Annotated in this window: 13 protein-coding genes; 7 read left to right on the top strand and 6 right to left on the bottom strand. The window is 42.0% G+C overall.

Translation table 11 applies throughout. From position 1 onward, the window contains the following. Positions 1-35: 35 nt before the first annotated feature. From VMW78_01710 to VMW78_01700, 3 genes are read right to left on the bottom strand one after another with little or no spacing between them, the layout of a single operon-like run. Entirely contained in the window at positions 36-296 is a 261-nt protein-coding gene (locus tag VMW78_01710; protein HUV49723.1) for a hypothetical protein, read from the bottom strand. Then, positions 280-654 carry a response regulator gene (locus VMW78_01705; GenBank protein HUV49722.1) on the bottom strand — a complete coding sequence of 125 codons (375 nt, stop codon included), beginning with the start codon at positions 652-654 and terminating at the stop codon, positions 280-282. Before VMW78_01705 ends, VMW78_01710 begins: the two co-directional genes overlap by 17 nt. Further along, the gene (locus VMW78_01700; protein HUV49721.1) at positions 655-2,799 is read right to left on the bottom strand and encodes a PAS domain S-box protein; all 2,145 of its coding nucleotides are present in this window, start codon (positions 2,797-2,799) and stop codon (positions 655-657) included. It lies immediately after the preceding gene. 571 nt (positions 2,800-3,370) lie between these two features. Here VMW78_01700 and mpl point away from each other — a divergent pair. Beyond that, the gene (gene mpl, locus VMW78_01695; protein HUV49720.1) at positions 3,371-4,792 is read left to right on the top strand and encodes a UDP-N-acetylmuramate:L-alanyl-gamma-D-glutamyl-meso-diaminopimelate ligase; all 1,422 of its coding nucleotides are present in this window, start codon (positions 3,371-3,373) and stop codon (positions 4,790-4,792) included. A 65-nt stretch (positions 4,793-4,857) separates the two neighbouring features. On the opposite strand, the gene VMW78_01690 is transcribed toward mpl, so the two are convergent. Both VMW78_01690 and priA read right to left on the bottom strand, forming a co-directional pair. Next, positions 4,858-5,475, bottom strand: coding sequence for an HAD hydrolase-like protein (locus tag VMW78_01690; protein HUV49719.1), 618 nt, complete (start codon positions 5,473-5,475; stop codon positions 4,858-4,860). Between the two features lie 38 nt (positions 5,476-5,513). After that, on the bottom strand, positions 5,514-7,991 hold the full coding sequence (gene priA, locus VMW78_01685; GenBank protein ID HUV49718.1) for a primosomal protein N': 2,478 nt from the start codon (positions 7,989-7,991) through the stop codon (positions 5,514-5,516). Positions 7,992-8,114: 123 nt separating this feature from the next. Here priA and VMW78_01680 point away from each other — a divergent pair, with 123 nt between their 5' ends. From VMW78_01680 to tgt, 5 genes are read left to right on the top strand one after another with little or no spacing between them, the layout of a single operon-like run. After that, complete coding sequence (locus VMW78_01680) at positions 8,115-9,044, top strand: AEC family transporter (GenBank protein ID HUV49717.1); 930 nt, start codon at positions 8,115-8,117, stop codon at positions 9,042-9,044. 34 nt (positions 9,045-9,078) lie between these two features. Beyond that, positions 9,079-10,104: an NAD-dependent epimerase gene (locus tag VMW78_01675; GenBank protein HUV49716.1), complete on the top strand. Its 1,026-nt coding sequence runs from the start codon at positions 9,079-9,081 to the stop codon at positions 10,102-10,104. 5 nt (positions 10,105-10,109) lie between these two features. Further along, entirely contained in the window at positions 10,110-11,630 is a 1,521-nt protein-coding gene (locus VMW78_01670) for an LA2681 family HEPN domain-containing protein (GenBank protein ID HUV49715.1), read from the top strand. Between the two features lie 38 nt (positions 11,631-11,668). Further along, a complete protein-coding gene (locus VMW78_01665; GenBank protein ID HUV49714.1) occupies positions 11,669-11,854 on the top strand; it encodes a hypothetical protein in 186 nt (61 codons plus the stop codon). Next, the gene (gene tgt, locus VMW78_01660; GenBank protein HUV49713.1) at positions 11,851-12,978 is read left to right on the top strand and encodes a tRNA guanosine(34) transglycosylase Tgt; all 1,128 of its coding nucleotides are present in this window, start codon (positions 11,851-11,853) and stop codon (positions 12,976-12,978) included. The genes VMW78_01665 and tgt overlap by 4 nt, the downstream gene beginning before the upstream one ends. A 45-nt stretch (positions 12,979-13,023) precedes the next feature. Here tgt and VMW78_01655 read toward each other — a convergent pair whose 3' ends face one another. Beyond that, positions 13,024-14,556: a glycosyltransferase gene (locus tag VMW78_01655; GenBank protein HUV49712.1), complete on the bottom strand. Its 1,533-nt coding sequence runs from the start codon at positions 14,554-14,556 to the stop codon at positions 13,024-13,026. Positions 14,557-15,010: 454 nt separating this feature from the next. Between VMW78_01655 and VMW78_01650 the strand changes: the two genes are divergently transcribed. Then, positions 15,011-15,343, top strand: coding sequence for a hypothetical protein (locus tag VMW78_01650; protein ID HUV49711.1), 333 nt, complete (start codon positions 15,011-15,013; stop codon positions 15,341-15,343). Positions 15,344-15,518: the final 175 nt, after the last annotated feature.

Below are 15,518 nucleotides of genomic sequence, written 5' to 3'. Positions count from 1 at the left end.
GGTTATATAGAAGGGTTGATATCTCTTTGTTCGTTTTAGACAAAATCCGGATAAAGTTTCTTCATGCATTCAGGGCAAATACCATGGGTAAATTCAGCCTCAGAATGTTTGTGAATATATGATTCAATTTGATTCCAATAACCTTTATCGTCACGAATTTTTTTACAGTTAGCACAAATCGGAAGAATCCCTCTTAATGTTTTGATTTCTGCCAGGGATTTTTCAAGCTCTTGTTTGCGGATCTGGAGCTCTTTATTCAAACCGCACAGTTCCATCAGATCATTGTGGCGCGCCATGGCAATGGTGACGCTCTATTTCAAAAGCTTCAGGTGGTTTAAGAAGAAAGGCACCCACGCCTGATTTGCTTGCTTCTTTGACCAGTTCCTGAGAATCGTAGGCAGTCAGGATAACTATCGGAGTGGGTGAGTTCTCCTGGATTTGACGGGCTGTCTGCAGACCATCGAGCTTCGGCATCTTAATGTCCATTAGGATAACGTCGGGTTGAAGAGAACGCGTCATTTCAACCGCTTCCTCGCCACTTGATGCTAATCCAACCTGTTCGTACCCAATATCATTCAGTGTTTGTGTTATAGATTTACTTACCATAAAATCATCTTCTACAACAAGAACCCGGATCGGCTTCTGTTCTTTCATTTAGACTGTATCCCTCCTTGTAGCGATGTTGATTTCATTTTCAAATGAAATTGTTGTCAAGCTCCCATTATCGTTTTCAAATACGACATTACCTCCTAAACTTTTCATGACAATCCCCTGAATCAATTCAAAACCGATATTTGCACTGCTGAAATCCCCTTTGACTATTTCTTCCGGAAACCCGGGGCCATTGTCTTTGAATTGGATGGTTGTTTTAGCGCCGTCTTGTTCAATTATTATGTTGATATGTATATTGTCGCGATTTGTCACCCCGTGTTTGATACTGTTTGTGGCCAGTTCATTGATGACCATGGCTAAATGATGGGCCTGGGTACTGCTCACAATGACCTGGGATGGGGTTATGCTGATTTCCAGGTTTTTTGAAAACAATGCACCCTGGGTGGCGCCCTTTAATATCTGCTCGCAGAGTAAGCTCAGTTTAAGCGGTTGCCATCCACTTGCACTGAGCAAACCGTGAACCAAGGAAAGCCCCCTGATGCGTGCTGTTAAATTCTGAAGAAAAGATAAATAATATGTACTTCCTTCCTCTACGGCATGTTTCTCTTCCATGGCAAGCATACCGATAATGGCTGACAGATTGTTCGTAACACGGTGATTAACTTCTCTTATCAGAACTTCTTGCGTATCAGCGTATTGTTTTAATCTCTTTTCCGCCAGCTTGATCTCGGTAAGGTCACGCGCAATGGAATTGGTAGCAATCAGGTTGCCATCCTCGTCAAACTTCGAATTTATTGTCCATTGCATATAGTGCACCTGACCGCTTTGGCTGACCTGACGGTTTTCAAAAGTTATACTCGAAACCCTATCGCGAATCCATTCGGCAAAGGCTGCCTTGGTTTTTTCACTGTCATCGGGGTGTATAAAGTCAAAAGCAGATAAGCCTATACATTTTCCCGGGCTAAGGCCGAAGATTTTCTCGGATGTGTCATTGACATAGGTAAAGGTCCCATTGCTGTCCACCCGTGTTACCAGGTCGTCTGTACCTTCCACAAATTCGCGAAACTTTTGCTCGCTTTCCTTCAGCGCCTTTGCTCCATTTGCGAGCTGCTTCAAATACCTGGCTTCTGTTTCAAGTCTGGCTTTTTCTTTTTGACCTCTAAAAACAACCAGACCTCCTGCGCTCAATATAATTGCAATAAAACCTGCAAGGCCGAAGATATCTCTTGCATGTTTATTAATCGGACCAGTGATTTCAGAATAGGGTAAGGTTGCAATCAGATTAAGGATCAGATTCCCTGCCGCAACCGTCTTATAGGCAATGATGTCACGCTCATCGGTAACACAATTTATAAATATTCCGATTCCTTCATCTTTGGCTCTTACTCTGTTCAGATAATCATGCTCCGCTATGATATGCTCTTGTGTTCGACTTTCATCAAAAACTTCGCCTCTTTCCTCGTGTACCTTTTTTATTACATCCAATACCGTCATTCCCATGAAATCTTTTCTCGGATGCGAAATAATTGTATTTTTATTATCAAACATCCAGACAAAGCCATTTTTGCCGATCTTGACCGGCTCAATAAAATCTTTGGATATAGTATTGGTTTCAATCATCCATCTTGTAATCCCTGCAAATTTATCTTTGTAAAATACCGGCTCTGAGATAGATACGGCGAAGCGGCCGAGATCGTTATAAAACACTTCGCTGACACAAGGCTTGTGGTCTTTCAGGACACAGGCGACTCCCGGTTCATCAGAGTAATTCCATCCAATCCTGTTCTTATTATCTTTCCAAAAGGGATCCCTGTCCAGCATCTTACCATTGGCGTCAATTATAGCAAGAGCGTCGACATGCTTTTTGTATGCCTCATATAAATTTTCGACTTGACAAAATTCTTCTCCATGGTCTTCTTTCTCCCATTGAACTTTATTATAAATCCGTTCCTTAATTAAAGGGTCATTTGAAAGGATTTGCAGAGCTTCTTGATGATAACCAATAAATTCGTCCAATGCTTTTGCAGTTACCTTTAGAGTTGCCAGCAACTGGTTCTGTGTTTGAGAAACAGATGTTTTCGCAAACCCCTTATGTGACAGGTAGGCCACATATATAATAACGATTATAACCGCTATACCGGCGATGGCACTTATTGCCGACCGCATAAATAGTTTGTTTGTTTTCATAGATTTCCCTATAAAGACCACCTAAAAGTGTAGATAGCTTCATGACATCTTAAATTTTAGCCGAACATAGTCCTTTTTAAATACAAATCATAAAAACACCGTCATCATCGTCCATCGACCCTACGGTCCTGCCAAGGAAAAAACAAGTAAGATTTATTCCGCAGTTTACATGTCGTAAGCCTAAAAATTGCTATAACATCCCAAATACATTTACAATATCCATCATTTTACTATAATATTTACCCTTTAAGTAAAGAGCAGGATGCTACATTCTGATTGCAATCTATGCAATCTTTAGCTAATAAAAAACCCCAAATGTTTTGGAAATCATGCAAATATTCCTTTACACGATAACAGACTCAATTTAAAGTTGATGGTCTCGTAAAAAGTCGAAAACACACTTTTTACGAACCGTGTTAAGTGTTAGGTGTTAAGTGTTAAGGATATGATTAAACAGGCAATTGCTTTAACCTAACACCTAACACTTTACACTTAACACCTGATGAATCCGTTTTTTTACGAATTCATCAAAATTGATTCATGCTGTGAATTATAGTTTATAATCAAAATAATGAATTTAACAAAAAACATAATTCCGAACAATGTAAAAAAAATACATCTTATCGCAATATGCGGCACAGGCATGGGCGCGCTTGCCTGCATGTTAAGAGATCTTGGTTTTGAAGTAACAGGTTCGGATCAAAAAATATATCCGCCCATGAGCGATTTTCTTTCTCGCAAAGGCATAAAGGTTACCGAAGGCTTTAATGAAGATAATATTTCATATGGCCCTGACCTTGTTATTGTCGGAAATGCCGTTACAAGGCAGCATCCAGAGGTTCTTAAAATGCAAAACATGGGGCTTAATTTCTGCTCCATGCCCCAGGCAGTCAACAGGTTTATTGCAGACAACAAAAAGAGGATAATTGTTACCGGCACTCACGGCAAAACAACCACTTCCTCTATTGTATCCTGGATCCTTTATAAAGCAGGTTTTGATCCCTCCTTTATTATCGGCGGAATTTTGAAAAATTTCAGCAGCAATTATCGCCTCGGCAATGGAGAGTTTGTTGTAATCGAGGGAGATGAGTACGACACTGCATTTTTCGATAAAGGGCCGAAATTCTTACATTACGATCCTTTTATGGCCGTAGTTACGAGCATTGAATTTGATCATGCCGATATATTTAAAGATATAAGCCACGTAAGACATGCTTTTGATTCTTTTATTTCCAATATCTCTAATAAAGGAAAGTTATATGTTTTTGATCAAGATGACAATATTTCAGATCTGATTAAAGGCAAAAAATGCATTGTTGAAAAATATGGCAAGGATTCCGGCTCATACTGGCGACTTGGCTCTGTTTCCATTGATCCGCCGCGGACTATTTTTGAGGTTTTTAAAAAAGGCATAACCTTCGGCATTTTTAAAACCAGGCTTATGGGAGAGCACAACCTGCTGAACACATTGTCGGCAATAGCAATAGCCGATTCCTTGAACATACCTGTTGATATTATTGCAGAGGCGCTTGAAACATTTGAAGGAATCAAGAGACGTCAGGAAATCCGCGGGCAAAAAAGAAATATTACTATAATTGATGATTTCGCGCATCATCCTACCGCTGTGAGGGAAACAATAAGGGCGGTTAAACCCTTTTATCCTGACGGCCGGCTTATCGCCGTTTTTGAACCACGGACAAATTCAAGTATGCGCAAGGTATTCCAGAATATCTATCCCTTATCATTTGATGAAGCAGATTTAATATGTATCCGCAAGCCGCCTCTGCTTGAAAAGATTCCTGTTGACGAACGTTTTTCATCTGAAAAGCTTGTACATGACTTAAATAATCGCGGAAAGGATGCGCACTATTTCCCGGACACGGAATCGATTATTGATTTTTTGATTAAAGAAACAAGGCCGGGCGATGTTGTTCTGATAATGTCAAACGGCGGTTTTGATAATATACATGACAGGCTGCTTAAGGGGTTATGATTTTTTATTTCCCATGCCGGTAAAAGTCACGAACTTAACTATAGATGGGACTTTTTACGGCATCATCATATTTCAATAATATCTTCGATCTCCTTTAAGCCGTTTATATGAAAATCAGCGGAAATAGATCTGTTTTTGTATGCGATTAGCGTCATCTCCGCTGCTTTTGCCGCCATTTCATCAAGTTTTGAATCACCAATATAAATCGCATTATATGGCGCTATATTAAAATGCTTCAGTATTTTGATAAGCTGCTCAGGGTGAGGCTTGGGGTGCTTAACATCGAGGGCGCTGACAACCAGATCAAAACAGTCTTTTAGGTTGTGCTCAATGAGCACCCGTTTCATTGTGTCTGCCCTGTTGGTGGCAACGGCTGTCTTGTATCTGGGCCTCAGCCTTTTAAGCAAAGGTTTAAGGTATGGTTCGATTTCCATATCTTTTAAAAATGGCAGGTAGCTCATGTTTTTGCGATAGGTTTGCGCTGCTTCAAACATGTTTTCATCATCAAACAGATATGCCATTGCCTCATCCGCGGTATGCATATGGGAATAGGCAAACTGCTCAGGCGTCATATCCGGCTTTTTGAAATGGCGCAAGACACTGTTATAGTAAGCCGTGTTTGCTTTTGCCGTATCAAACATGACTCCATCGCAGTCAAAAATTACAACCTTTATATTATTCATCTAAAGCTGTCGCCTTTTTTGTTTTTATTTACCCTTTTTTACATCATAAAAAACGGATCCACATCCACAACTATTTTAACATCCCGGCTACTTATTCTTTCCCTGTTTTTAAACAACAGTTGATGAACAAACCCATGAAGATGTTCCGCGCTTAGCCCTTTTAGCAATATCTGCCACCTGAAATGTTTTGCTATCCTTGGAAGAGGGGCCGTGATAGGCCCTAATATCTCGACAGTCTTTATAAAGCGGCTGTTGTTTCTCAGCCTGCTGCAAAGATCACCGACATCCATAGCATATCTTTGTGTTTTTTTCATGTCTTTTCCAGATATTTTCAGCAGGATTATCCTTGAAAAAGGCGGGTAATTCAGAGCTTTTCGAAAAACAATTTCCTTATTGTAAAACGCTTTAAAGTCCTGATTTTTTGCAGCCTCTATACTGAAATGATCAGGATTATAGGTCTGCAAAATCACCCGGCCTGGAAGCGTTCCACGGCCCGCCCTCCCGGACACCTGGGCTAAAAGCTGAAACGTCCGTTCACCTGCGCGGAAGTCAGGAAAGTTCAGCGAAAGATCGGCACAAATTATACCAACAAGTGTAATGTTGGGGAAATCATGCCCCTTTGCCACCATCTGCGTGCCGATAAGTATATCTATGGTATGATCTTTGAGCCCCTTTAATATGCTCAGCATTGCATTCTTTTTCCTGATCGTATCCCGATCCAGTCTGGCAACCCTTGCGTCAGGAAAAAGCTGCTTTACAGCCTCTTCCACCTTCTCAGTGCCGAGCCCCAGCAGCTTAATTTTGGAAGATCCGCACTTAGAGCAATTTGAAGTGGCTGCCAGCGAATAACCGCAGTAATGGCACTTGTATGCGTTGGCTTTTTGATGCAATGTCAGGGAAATATCACAATTTTTGCAGGTTAAAGGTGCGCCGCATGACGCGCAGACCGGAAAGCCGGCAAAACCCCGACGGTTCAGAAACAGGATGGTCTGTTCTCCCCGGCTCAGAGTTTTCTTCATTGCCTTATAAAGTTCAGATGTAATAAAATATCCGATACCCTTGACATCCCTGGTTTTACGGAGATCAACCACCGTGGTCTCAGGAAGAGGACGTTTCTCAACACGTTTTGTCAGTGTTAATTCAATAAATTTTTTTGTTTCCACATTATAGTACGACTGGATTGAAGGGGTGGCTGATCCCAACAAGGCGACCCCGTTCATCAGCTTTGCCCTGACTATTGCAAGATCCCTTGCGTTATAACAAAGACCGCCTTCCTGTTTGTAAGAGGTGTCGTGTTCTTCGTCAACGATAATGATCCCAATGTCCTCAAAGGGGGCAAAAAGAGCGGACCTGGCGCCTATGGCGATGCGGACCTCTTTGCGCGCTATCCGCATCCATTGATCATATTGCTCGCCGGGAGAAAGCCTGCTGTGGAGCAAGGCAACGCAATCTCCGAAACGGGCTCGAAACCGTCTTTCCATCTGAGATATAAGAACGATCTCCGGAACCAGTATCAAAACAGAACTTTCTTGCTTTATGGCCTCGGCCGCTATCTGCAGATAGACTTCTGTTTTTCCGCTTCCGGTAACACCGGCAAGAAGGCATGTCTCAAACCCCTTGCCAAGGCGATCTATAACCGTGGAAACGGCTTTTTCCTGCTCCTTTGTGAGCTTATAAGGGTTGTCAGGTATTATGGATTCGCCAAACGGATCTCTGTACATCCTTTTATTAAAGATCGAAATATAACCTGCTTTTTCCAGGGGTTTTATTAATCTGGAAGCAGTCGGAATAAGCCCTGTTAATTTTTTTACAGATATTTCACCCTCATCCTGCAATGCATGGAGAATCCGCATCCTCTGCTCCGACAACTTGTCGGCAGAGATGTCCGGCTTAATCATAGATACATACCGCTCCGTCTTCGGGCCTGTTCCTTTGCCTTTAAGTTCCCGTTTGCTTATAATCAGGTTCTGTTTTTCCATGGTCTGAATTAAGGAATTCGGGATCTGGTTTTTAAGTTTTGCGCAAAGGTTTTTCAGGCCGCAGGATTTTAATTTCAGATGACATAAAATTTCACTTTGCAAAGGGGTAAGGTTATCCTTAATCAATGCGTTTATCCCCTTTTCAGTAATGGCAAGAGCAACAAAGTCATAAAGATTTAACCCGCCTGGAAGAGCGCTTTTTATAACCTCTCCGATGGGACACATATAGTAATCGGCAATCCATCTGAAAAAGGGGATCATGGATGAATGGAAAAGCGGAGTCTCGTCAAGGATATCCAGGACAAGCTTTATCTTGCCGTGATCCATATCCTCAGATGGACCCAGAATATATCCTGTAACCCTTCGCCGGCCAAAAGGGACCAGCGCCCTTTTCCCGATCCCCGCAAAAAAGGAAAGGTTTTCCGGGACACGATAGGTAAAGGTATTATAAACAGGAAGGGCTACTGCAACCTCAATATATTCCAAACAGGTTCTTTTTCCTTGACACATAACATCTTTTTCTTTACGCTGAATCATGCAAACTGCTTGTTAAAATTAAAGATTCTTGCGGATCAACTGCCGCAAAACAAATATTTTTTGACAGGATTAACCCTCTAGAATCCTTTTCAAAAAGCTAAAACATTTTTCTACAACTATTCTATGCCTATGAGTATTGTTACCACAATAATTCCAGTATTTGCAATTATCATTCTTGGCTTATTTTCCCGCCGCGCGGGGTTTATTAAGCCTGCCTTTTTAGAACCAGCAAACCAGCTTGTTTATCATCTGGCAATACCTGCTATGATTTTCCGTTCTATCTCACGCGCTTCTTTGAAAACCCAGTTCGACATAACCGTCCTGACAATAACCCTCTTTTCTGTTTTAGCTGTTTTTGTTGTTGCATGGGTGGTCGGCTCTATTGCCAGGGTAAAACGGAAACAGATCGGCACCTTTATCCAGAGCTCCTTTCATGGAAACCTCGGATATATAGGTCTTGCTGTTGCATATTACTGTCTTGGAGATAAAGGATTAGTGCGTGCCGGTATAATTGCAGGTTTTATAATGATTTTGCAAAACCTTCTTGCCGTAGTTGTGCTTCAGTTATATTCAACCGATATTTCAGAAAAGAAAAGCAAAACAAAGTTAGCATGGAAGATATTGGGCAATCCTGTTATATTATCGGCCATGGCAGGAATGCTGTTTTCCTTTACCGAAGTGCCGATTCCACTTGTCATAGATCGAATTCTTGATATTATCAGCGGTATGGCTTTGCCTATGGCATTGCTGCTCATAGGAGCTTCCTTATCTTTTAAGCTAATACGTTTGCGGGCTCTTTTGGTTCTTTCTTCAAGCATAATGAAATTGATTCTACTGCCTGGTTTGGGTTTTATATTATATAGATTGCTTGACATAGCGCCGCAGGATTTTCTGCCGGGTCTTATTTTGCTTGCATCTCCGACAGCAACCGTAAGCTATGTGATGGCAAAAGAATTAGGCGGGGATACGGATTTTTCCGTGGCAGCCATTTCAATCAGCACTATTTTGTCGGCGATAACTTTTTCTATATGGCTAAACATGATGGCGTCGTAAAAAGTATGATAAATCTATAAGAGGATATAAAACTATGGATATAAAATTTAAAACAGTACTTATCACCGGAGCAGCTGGTTTTATCGGCTTTCACCTGGCTAAACGCCTTTTAGACAGCGGATGTCATGTTGCAGGTGTTGACAACTTAAACCATTATTATGATGTCGGACTCAAGGAGGATCGCCTCGAAATACTGGCGTCTAATGAGAATTTTAAGTTCCATAAAACTGATCTCTCAGATAAAAATGGACTTGAAAAAATATTTGGCAATACCTCTTTTGATGTTGTCGTAAATCTGGCTGCCCAGGCGGGTGTGAGATATTCATTAACAAATCCTGGTGCTTATGTTGATTCAAACATTGTCGGGTTTGTCAATATCCTTGAATGCTGCAGGCACAACAACGTTAAACACCTGGTGTTTGCATCATCCAGCTCTGTGTATGGCGCAAACACAAAAATGCCGTTTTCGGTTCATGATAATGTTGACCATCCTGTTTCCCTTTATGCTGCTTCCAAAAAGTCAAATGAGCTTATGGCACACGCATACAGCCATTTGTTTCAGCTTCCCTGCACCGGCCTGAGATTTTTCACGGTATATGGCCCATGGGGCAGGCCTGATATGGCGCTTTTTCTCTTTACAAAGGCGATACTTGCGGGAAAACCGATCAAGGTATTTAATCACGGGAAGATGAAAAGGGATTTTACGTATATCGATGATATCGTAGAAGGGGTTGTAAGGGTAATGAACAGAGTGCCAAAGCCAAATCAAAAATGGAGCGGTGATGCTCCTGATCCAGGGTCATCATATGCCCCGTATAAACTCTATAATATCGGCAACAATAATCCTGTTGAGCTTATGGAGTTCATAGCGGCAATTGAAAATATTCTTGGCAAAAAAGCAGAAAAGGAATTTCTTGACCTTCAGCCAGGCGATGTCCCGGCAACTTATGCAGATATTGATGATTTGATAAAAGATGTCGGCTTTAAACCCGCTACTACTATAGAGGCAGGCATTGCCTGTTTTCTTTCATGGTATAAGGATTATTACGGCCATAAGTAAAAAAAATGAATGAACATAATATTACAGCTAAGATAGAGGATCTGCGATCCCGACTTTATGACCTGCTTGAAAAGGCTCCTGGTGAAGCAATTGCCGCTGCCCGCAATCTGAGCCAGGCAGACATGTTGGACAGGTCGGCAATTGATGGGTTAAAGGCCTGCGTTCTGGTTGATGCCGGAAAGGCAAACAATGATAAGGAGGCTATAGAAGAGGGGGTTAAGATATTTCGCCAAATACTTCACGACCATCCGGAACGGCTTGATATCAGGTATAATCTGGCCAATGGTCTTTTTGGCCTTTCAGAAATGCAAAGCAGTTCTGAAAACAACTGGCATCTCGACACCTGGGAAATGCGCAGAGAAGCCCGCTGGCTTTATGGATTTACCGCAAAAAATTCAAAAGATTCTAAACTGGCAACGCAGGCCATGACAAATATTGGGAATCTGCTTTGGCGCTCCCATCGCTGGGTTGAGGCTTATGATTCTTATATAGAGGCGCTAAAGCATGATCAGTCAAACGGCATTGCCGCTGCGCGAGCCGCTCAACTGCTTCTTTACTATGCTGATATCGGCATTGGGGATCCTGAAATTCTGAGAAGTATTGCCGCACGACATATACTGATATTTAAAGATTCGCCCGAAAGCATACTAAAATATGGTGGAAAGCGTGCACTTGAGTCGTTTTCAAAACTTCTTCAAACAAAGCCTGCTAAAATCAAAAATTGGGATTTGAAAGCGTTAAGCTCGTATGAAAAATTCGTGGCAGAGAACAGGCTGGCTCTTTCAGCCACAATTGAAGGGCTCGACAAGTCAATTTCACGATGGGATTCACTGATAATCGGCAGTATAACCGAACCTTCTGTCAGGGGGCCTGGCGTTCCGCCTGGCTTTGCAATGTTTAACACAATGAAGGCGGATTATCTGCTGGCGCGCTGGCTTGCTTATTATGCTTTTGAATGTAAACTTCCTGAAAGCGGTTTTTACTCTGATACTCTTGATAATGCACATTATGGCATGGATTCGTCATTGATAACAGTGGCGCAAAAATCCTGTTTTGATATTCTGGACAAGGTAGCAATTGCTACTGCCGAATATCTTGGCATTAAAGGTTCGGCCAAGGCGGTAAACTTTATCAACCAGTGGCGAATAAAAGGAAAAGACGCAAACCAGATGGAATGGCAGCCGGAGATAGCCGATAAGATCAAAAAAGGTAACCAGGCGATTATTGCGCTGGCTGAACTATCAGACGATTTAGGCGAAAAGGGGTATCTGAAAGTCAAGAAATCTCTCAGAAATGCAGCCACTCATCGTTTTATCGTACTGCATAAATCAGAGGTGGGAAAAGGCCGTAATAATAAACATATTGTTCATTATACCCTTGGCACACTTCACAATGAATTAATTTCCACGTTAAAAACAGTGCGTTCCGCACTTTTTTATTTGGTTGAGATGATAGCGATACATGAGACATTATTAAAGAGTGAAGGCAAATCGGCTTTGCCCATGGATGTTCCAATTTATCATTGAGACTAAACCATAAAATCAAATGGGCGTGATAGGATAAAATGCAAAAGAGATTCTGGCCGACAATAAGAGTACTTGCGATCATATTGATTCTTATGCCTGTTACAGCCCATGCCTTTGAACGATATAACAGGCTTAAAAAATATGACAGAAAAATTAAAAAAACAGATAGGGATAATACAAGACTGCAGGGATTGTCGGAATATGACAGGAAACAGATGTTATGAATTCAAAAGATATAGGCTTTAATCTGCTTGCCGTTGATTCATGCGGCGCAAGAAAAGGAGAATTTACAACATCTCACGGGAAAGTTCTGACGCCTGCCTTTATGCCTGTGGGTACGGCCGGATTTGTGCGCTCAATTACGCCACGGGATGTTGCCGAGACGGATTCCGAGGTTATTCTTGCAAATACATACCATCTCTCTCTCGGAGAAAGGCTTGCCACTGTCAAACGGATGGGCGGACTTCATCGTTTTATGGGCTGGAATAAAACCATTCTCACCGATTCGGGCGGTTTTCAGGTTTTTTCTCTTCCCGGAAGAGAGATAAACGATGACGGAGTTTCATTTTCATATAAGGAGGACGGAGAGCGTGTTTTTTTTACGCCTGAAAAATCAATGGAGATTCAGCGGGACCTCGGAGCCGATATTGTTATGGCTTTTGATGAGTGCGTTGAACACACTGCATCGAGAGAATATATCGAAAAATCAGTCAAACGCACGACCGGATGGGCGGAAAGATGCAGGAAGGTTGAACTGAAGGAATACCAGTTCATGTTCGGGATCATTCAGGGAGGTGTTTTCCCTGATCTAAGGCAGAAAAGCGCCCTTGAAATTACCTCGATCCCTTTTGACGGTTATGCCATAGGCGGGGTCAGTGTCGGAGAGGGCTTTGAACTCATGAAAAAAGTTGTGGATGTCACCGCCCACTTTTTACCAGAACAGAAACCGAGATATTTGATGGGGGTTGGCCTTCCTGAAGACATACTTGCCGCCGTGCAGGGTGGGATGGATATGTTCGACTGTGTAATTCCCACCAGGTACGCTCGCCAGGGAACCCTGTTTACCCGGACGGGGAAAATCAGGATACTTGATAAAACATACAGGAAAGATAAATTTCCGCTTGATACGAAATGCGGTTGTTATACCTGCAGGACATACCCGCGTATGGTTCTTCGCTATCTACGCTTTTTGATGGATCCTCTTGCGGAAACGCTGCTTACTATTCACAACCTGACATTCTACCAGGATCTAATGAAAGATATAAGAGCCGCCATAGGTTCGAACCGGTTTGAGGCATTCAGGGAAGAGTGGCTTAGTGCGTATAAAAAGAACAGGAATAAAGTGTGACCGCGAAACTCCAGCTCCCGTTGATCAAATAATAATCAATTTTTATTACAGATTTGCATGAGAGCTTCTTTGCAGCGGAAATTCCTTCCCGGAATCGAATCCATCCAAGTCAAAATAAAATCTATGCGGAATGGTTGATGATGGCTCTTTTTTTATGCTGTTGCTTCTGGTCAGCCAGCCTGAGTGGTGCATGGTTGCAAGCGAATAAATCGATATCCATGAGAGGCTTACAAAGACAAATAATCCGTACAGATAAGACAAAAGCGCGTCCGAGTTTTTGCAGTGTTTCGTATATACTATTCCGGTTACAGTTGATGTTATTATTATACCGACCATAACACATAATCCTAACAATAGAGGCTGCCAGTAAAGGCAGGCTATCATCGCAAACAGGAAGAACGGAGACAGGATGATCCCTAACCAGTGCAGAATGAGATTTATGCGCAGCCCCGTTAAGGAATCGTTTCTGAATTTTTTAAATGCAAACCCCGACATTGCTATGGATTCCCGTATATGGCTGCGTGCCCAGCGGAGGAACATCTTGCAGAGGCCCGTATATCCTGTCGGCACATTGGTATATGCCACTGCATTACGCTGGTATAAAACATCATAGCCTTCCCTGATGATAAGGTTCGTTATGGCGCGGTCTTCCCCGATATTTGACGGCCTTCCGAAAAAGGTCTGGTTCAACCATTCCTGAAGAACCGGCAGGATGGCGTCCTTCCTGTAGGCTGCAAGAGCTCCGGGTGTGCACATCACCATGTTTACCATACTCTGGCTTGCGCGTATGAAATCGAAACTGAAGACGAATAACACATCCAGCATCCTTGGAATTATGCCTTTATCATGGTTTAATACACGGATATTTCCGGAAACAGCCCCGACCCTGAAGTCTTTTACCATCGGGCTTATGAGATTATGAATAGTTTCCGGTTTCACTTCCGAATCGCTGTCAACGGTAACAAGAACCTCGCCCCTGCTATGCTGAAATCCTGCATACAGCGCATGCCTTTTCCCTTTATTGCAGGGGAGCTTTAATGCCGTGACTTTCCTTCCAAGCTCCTGTTTTGCCTTGCATATCCAATTCCACGTGTCGTCAGAGCTTCCGTCGTCAACAGCGATGATCTGAAACTTTCCCGAAGGATAATTGCTTGCGGCAAGGCTTTTAAGGGTCATGTAAACCTGTCTGCCTTCGTTGAATGCGGGAACCACTACGCTGCATGAAAGAAGTTTATCATGGGAGCAGGGAAAAACCGGCCTGTATTTCCAGACAAGATAAGATCTCCATATCAATTCAAGTATGCTTATTGAAAGAAAGAACAGTGCAAAGAGCATAAAAGCGAGTCCATAAGAAACTTCCATCAATTTTTCGCGGACTTCGCCAAGATGTTCCATATATATTATGTCTGCCGCAATAATTCCTGCCATAGCCGCACAGATCAATATTTTAATAATTATATCAAGTTGTTTCTCTTTAGCAGGCAGGGCCTGACTGAGAGTATTAAGATATTGCCTGAATTTTACTGTAAAACGTGAAAGAACCGATGAAACCTGCACATTATTTAAAGACACTGGCATATATTTTATCCTGTTAAGAAGACAAAAAAGCCTGCATGCCGCCGGCAAAAAAACCGGTATGGTGACAATACAGGCTGTTTTTATTTTTTTATCCCTAAAAAAATGACGGAACATCCGTCACCGGTAGAACCCGCGGGAATTTTCAGGATTAAACTTCTACTCCTGCATAAGGTTAATGTCAAGGACTTCCGGGATGCCGAAGGCCGGCTAATGAACCGGCCAAAATCTATCAAAATAGCTAAAACATTAGTTGCTATAACAGCAAGTTAATGTTAATTAACAGTTAATTATGAATAAAAGCAAACTGTCCAACGAACCGGCCAAAAAAGCAAAAATCCCCCTTATTATTGAACCCCCCTACGGCAAGCCGCAGTCCCGTTTTCAAGCGGGATTCGACCGTAAGGAAACCTGCTTTTTTATTAAAAACAAAGTATTTATCCAAAAGGGATGAGATTTGATCAACAATAAGACGAAGATTAATCCAATAGTAATCAATGAGGCGCAACTTCTTTTAGCAGAAAAACGCACATCTTTGGCCGTGATGCGGACTGGTATAGCTGTATTAGCTTTACCTCTGTCGGTTATGAGCGTGCTGATAGCTACTTCAAAATATTATGACGTCCTTCATGTTTTATATTTTCTAGTTCCGTTGGGGATACTCAATTTTACCTTAATTGTTTTTGGCGCTTACCTGATTATTCGTTCGATAATTCGGATGCAACATTATGATCACCTTATTCATAAACTTAAGCTAAAGTATAGTATAATCGGGGAATTTATTGATTGAACCGCAATAACGAAGATTCCTTGTCAAAAACAGATGCATATGATTATGAAACCTTAAAGCCGATACTTTTTGAGATGATCGACTCCATAGGTGGAGATTGTATTAAAAAACAGGACAGGGTTCTGATTAAGCCGAATCTTCTTTTACCGGCCAAACCTGAAAAAGCGATCCTTAC

Source organism: Anaerolineae bacterium (assembly GCA_035529315.1).
Taxonomy (GTDB): Bacteria; Desulfobacterota; Desulfobacteria; order Desulfobacterales; family ETH-SRB1; genus Desulfaltia.
Note: the sequence above shows the minus strand (reverse complement) of the source record. Positions and strands in the feature narration are given on the sequence as shown.

What these genes read in the sequence shown, in the direction of transcription:
- VMW78_01710 (HUV49723.1), bottom strand. Translation starts at nt 296, where the DNA reads ATGGCGCGCCACAATGATCTGATGGAACTGTGCGGTTTGAATAAAGAG.
- VMW78_01705 (HUV49722.1), bottom strand. Translation starts at nt 654, where the DNA reads ATGAAAGAACAGAAGCCGATCCGGGTTCTTGTTGTAGAAGATGATTTT.
- VMW78_01700 (HUV49721.1), bottom strand. Translation starts at nt 2,799, where the DNA reads ATGAAAACAAACAAACTATTTATGCGGTCGGCAATAAGTGCCATCGCC.
- mpl (HUV49720.1), top strand. Translation starts at nt 3,371, where the DNA reads ATGAATTTAACAAAAAACATAATTCCGAACAATGTAAAAAAAATACAT.
- VMW78_01690 (HUV49719.1), bottom strand. Translation starts at nt 5,475, where the DNA reads ATGAATAATATAAAGGTTGTAATTTTTGACTGCGATGGAGTCATGTTT.
- priA (HUV49718.1), bottom strand. Translation starts at nt 7,991, where the DNA reads ATGATTCAGCGTAAAGAAAAAGATGTTATGTGTCAAGGAAAAAGAACC.
- VMW78_01680 (HUV49717.1), top strand. Translation starts at nt 8,115, where the DNA reads ATGCCTATGAGTATTGTTACCACAATAATTCCAGTATTTGCAATTATC.
- VMW78_01675 (HUV49716.1), top strand. Translation starts at nt 9,079, where the DNA reads ATGGATATAAAATTTAAAACAGTACTTATCACCGGAGCAGCTGGTTTT.
- VMW78_01670 (HUV49715.1), top strand. Translation starts at nt 10,110, where the DNA reads ATGAATGAACATAATATTACAGCTAAGATAGAGGATCTGCGATCCCGA.
- VMW78_01665 (HUV49714.1), top strand. Translation starts at nt 11,669, where the DNA reads ATGCAAAAGAGATTCTGGCCGACAATAAGAGTACTTGCGATCATATTG.
- tgt (HUV49713.1), top strand. Translation starts at nt 11,851, where the DNA reads ATGAATTCAAAAGATATAGGCTTTAATCTGCTTGCCGTTGATTCATGC.
- VMW78_01655 (HUV49712.1), bottom strand. Translation starts at nt 14,556, where the DNA reads ATGCCAGTGTCTTTAAATAATGTGCAGGTTTCATCGGTTCTTTCACGT.